The following is a 3,507-nucleotide window of genomic DNA, read 5'->3' on the forward strand; positions in this document are numbered from 1 at the left end:
TAAGACTGACGAAGTCAGTTACATATATCTACGGCAAGGTGAAGCTGACGTGGTTTGAAGAGATTTTCGAAGAGTATTAGCGACTAGTTAGCTAGGAAAGGAAGACATTTGTGACAAATAATAAACTGTATTCGTTGGTAGAATTTAGAAATAAAATATATGAAGAATTAGAACTCTCCAGAAGTGATTTAGCGATTTTGCTATGTGCCATGCTTATCGCCTCTATCGGATTAAATATGGATTCGACTCCTGTGATTATTGGAGCCATGTTAATCTCTCCTTTGATGACACCTATTCTGGGGGTGGGGCTCTCTCTAGCTAATATTTTAAATTGTTAAGAAAATCTTTTAAAATATTAGCTATTCAAATTCTTGCCAGTTTAATAGCTTCAACACTTTATTTTTATCTTTCTCCCATTTCGTATGCTAGTTCGGAGATTGTTGCTAGAACCTCTCCGACTATTTGGGATGTTCTCATTGCTTTTGTAGGAGGGATAGCAGGTATTATTGGTGCTAGGAAAAAAGAGACCAATAATATTGTTCCTGGTGTTGCTATTGCAACCGCCTTGATGCCTCCTCTTTGTACAGTAGGTTATGCTATTGCTTCTGCTAATCTAAAATTTATCATAGGCTCCTCTTACCTATTCCTCATCAATTGTAGCTTTATTGTCATTGCGACTTATATAGGTGTTAGGTTGATGATGGTTAAGAAACATTATTTTAAAGATAATGAAGAAGACTCTAAAATGCGCAGGATTTTGCTTCTAGTTGCTGTTTTGCTGATGATTCCGAGTTTTATCTCTGCAACGACTTTAGTGAGAGAAACGTTGAAAAAAGAGTCCCTTAAGAAATTTATATCAGAGCAATTTCAGGGGCATAATATTTTGAAAAAAATCTATTCTAAAAAGACTCATACCCTAAAGCTAACCATTTCAGGAAATTATTTGACAGAAGAAGAACTCGATATGATTTCAAGTAAGAGAGGTGACTATGGTTTAAGTGATGTTTCTGTTCAAGTTTCCCAATTGTCTGATTCAGAACAACTTAGTAAGGAAGAACTGGTAGAATATTTCTTCCAGTATATCAAGGATAAGGAAGCAAAAGAAAAGGAAAAAGCCAATAAATTTGATACAGAGTCTGAGGAACAATAATTTCTTGAGAATAGCTGGTTTTTCTCGTGAGTCTTCTATGTATATCAAAGGAAGACTGAGGTCTTAAGTATAAAACTTTTCTTCTATTATAGTAGCTAAGTCTTGACAGTTATGGCAAAATGGTTTACACTTTATAAAGTTTATTACTTTGAAAAGGTGTGATACTGTGGCTACGGCAACAAAAAAGAAAAAATCAACAGTTAAAAAAAATCTAGTCATCGTGGAGTCGCCTGCTAAGGCGAAAACGATTGAAAAATATCTAGGCAGAAACTACAAGGTTTTAGCCAGTGTCGGGCATATACGTGATTTGAAGAAATCCAGTATGTCCGTCGATATTGAAAATAATTATGAACCGCAATATATCAATATCCGAGGAAAAGGCCCTCTTATTAATGACTTGAAAAAAGAAGCTAAAAAAGCTAATAAAGTTTTTCTGGCGAGTGACCCGGACCGTGAAGGAGAAGCGATTTCTTGGCATTTGGCCCATATTCTCAACTTGGATGAAAATGATGCCAACCGTGTGGTCTTCAATGAAATCACCAAAGATGCTGTCAAAAATGCTTTTAAAGAACCTCGTAAGATTGATATGGACTTGGTCGATGCCCAACAGGCTCGTCGTGTCCTAGACCGCTTGGTAGGCTATTTGATTTCGCCTATTTTGTGGAAGAAGGTCAAGAAGGGCTTGTCAGCAGGTCGCGTTCAGTCTATTGCGCTCAAGTTAATCATTGATCGTGAGAATGAAATCAATGCTTTTCAGCCAGAAGAATACTGGACAATTGATGCTGTCTTTAAAAAGGGAACCAAGCAATTTCAGGCTTCCTTCTATGGAGTGGATGGCAAAAAGCTGAAATTAACTAGCAATGACGAGGTCAAGGAAGTCTTGTCTCGTCTGACGAGTAAAGACTTTTCAGTGGATCAGGTGGATAAGAAAGAGCGCAAACGCAATGCTCCTTTACCCTATACCACTTCATCTATGCAGATGGATGCGGCCAATAAAATTAACTTCCGTACTCGAAAGACCATGATGGTCGCCCAACAGCTCTATGAAGGGATCAATATTGGTTCTGGTGTTCAAGGTTTGATTACCTATATGCGTACCGATTCGACTCGTATCAGTCCAGTAGCGCAAAATGAAGCAGCAAGTTTCATTACGGACCGTTTTGGTAGCAAGTATTCTAAGCATGGTAGCAAGGTCAAAAATGCTTCTGGAGCTCAGGATGCCCACGAGGCGATTCGTCCGTCTAGTGTCTTTAATACACCTGAAAGCATCGCTAAGTATCTGGACAAGGATCAGCTCAAGCTTTATACCCTTATCTGGAATCGTTTTGTGGCTAGCCAGATGACAGCTGCTGTCTTTGATACCATGGCTGTTAAATTATCTCAAAATGGGGTTCAATTTGCTGCTAATGGTAGTCAGGTTAAGTTTGATGGTTATCTTGCCATTTACAATGATTCTGACAAGAATAAGATGTTACCAGATATGGCTGTTGGAGATGTGGTCAAACAGGTCAATAGCAAACCAGAGCAACATTTCACCCAACCGCCTGCTCGTTATTCTGAAGCGACACTGATTAAGACCTTGGAGGAAAATGGGGTTGGTCGTCCGTCAACCTACGCACCAACCATTGAAACCATTCAGAAACGTTATTATGTTCGCCTTGCAGCCAAACGATTTGAACCAACAGAGTTGGGAGAAATTGTTAACAAGCTCATCGTTGAATATTTCCCAGATATCGTAAACGTAACCTTTACAGCTGAAATGGAAGGCAAGCTGGATGATGTCGAAGTCGGAAAAGAGCAGTGGCAACGTGTCATTGATGCCTTTTACAAACCATTTTCTAAAGAAGTTGCCAAGGCTGAAGAAGAAATGGAAAAAATCCAAATCAAGGATGAACCAGCTGGATTTGACTGTGAAGTATGTGGCAGTCCAATGGTCATTAAACTTGGTCGTTTTGGTAAGTTCTACGCTTGTAGCAATTTCCCAGATTGCCGTCATACCCAAGCCATCGTGAAAGAAATCGGTGTTGAGTGTCCAAGTTGTCATCAGGGACAAATCATTGAACGTAAAACTAAACGTAATCGCCTCTTCTATGGTTGCAATCGCTATCCAGAATGTGAATTTACCTCTTGGGACAAGCCTGTTGGTCGTGACTGTCCAAAATGTGGCAACTTCCCCATGGAGAAAAAAGTCCGTGGTGGTGGCAAGCAGGTTGTTTGCAGCAAGGGGGACTACGAAGAGGAAAAGATTAAATAAGAGGAGAGTCCTGAAAGTTAATTTCAGGCTCTTTTTGGTTGGAGCTTGACAAAATTCATCATTTTATGCGAAACTAGAAGAAGATTATTTTATACTCAATGAA

At 39.3% G+C, this 3,507-nt stretch carries 1 protein-coding gene and 1 pseudogene; both read left to right on the forward strand.

Features of this window, described 5'->3' with window-relative positions:
• Positions 1-110: 110 nt before the first annotated feature.
• Positions 111-1,150, forward strand: a pseudogene (locus HT723_RS11190) (DUF389 domain-containing protein).
• A 166-nt stretch (positions 1,151-1,316) separates the two neighbouring features.
• Positions 1,317-3,404 (forward strand): type I DNA topoisomerase, encoded by a 2,088-nt coding sequence (gene topA / locus HT723_RS11195; RefSeq protein ID WP_172935211.1) that lies wholly within the window; start codon positions 1,317-1,319, stop codon positions 3,402-3,404.
• Positions 3,405-3,507: the final 103 nt, after the last annotated feature.

It is taken from the genome of Streptococcus sp. 2106 (assembly GCF_013277315.1).
GTDB lineage: Bacteria > Bacillota > Bacilli > Lactobacillales > Streptococcaceae > Streptococcus > Streptococcus pseudopneumoniae.